At 38.1% G+C, this 567-nt stretch carries 1 protein-coding gene; it reads right to left on the bottom strand.

The genetic code is table 11. The features are described from left to right. Positions 1–211: 211 nt before the first annotated feature. Positions 212–457 (bottom strand): hypothetical protein, encoded by a 246-nt coding sequence (locus tag R7Q46_RS29110; RefSeq protein ID WP_318078570.1) that lies wholly within the window; start codon positions 455–457, stop codon positions 212–214. Positions 458–567: the final 110 nt, after the last annotated feature.

Below are 567 nucleotides of genomic sequence, written 5' to 3' on the forward strand. Positions count from 1 at the left end.
ACTCATCCTAAGCTATCAAATCTTCATCCTGAAGATACCTAGTCCATTAGGCTTTTTTCCTGTTCCCGCCAACATCCTGTCGACACAATCAGTATTGATGTTTTGCTGATTACTCTCAATCAGCTAGGTAAAAAAACTTTGGCAGCGAATATTATGAAAAATACTATAAGTTTTAATTTTCAATTGGTTATATGCATTTTTTGATTTTATCTTAGTCAAAGATGGTCGTTTTGCTTACATCGCTTGTGAGAGATCTCGCACAAGGTGTCGAGCAAATGTCCGAATTGGCGTCGTTTTCATCGTGTTTAAGAATTTGCTCAAGATCACAACTCGATTTGTAGCCATAAAATTTGGCGATGGTGTTAGGTGGGATTTCCATTTTTCTGATAGCGAATCTTGCCCATTCATCGCGTGTCTTGTGCAAGATTTGGCGTAGCTTGATAGTGAAGTGGCTCATAAAAGCTTCCTTAGTTATCTTGTCTTTACAAGGCAAGAATAAGGAGAGGGACAACACCAAGTTGATAGTATGCCGTTTAATATCAATACTATTTCGGCGTGATGAAGATT

It is taken from the genome of Vibrio sp. 811, from assembly GCF_033339195.1.

Bases quoted from the DNA above. Each gene is read 5' to 3' on its own strand.
- R7Q46_RS29110 (WP_318078570.1), bottom strand. From the start codon at position 457: ATGAGCCACTTCACTATCAAGCTACGCCAAATCTTGCACAAGACACGC.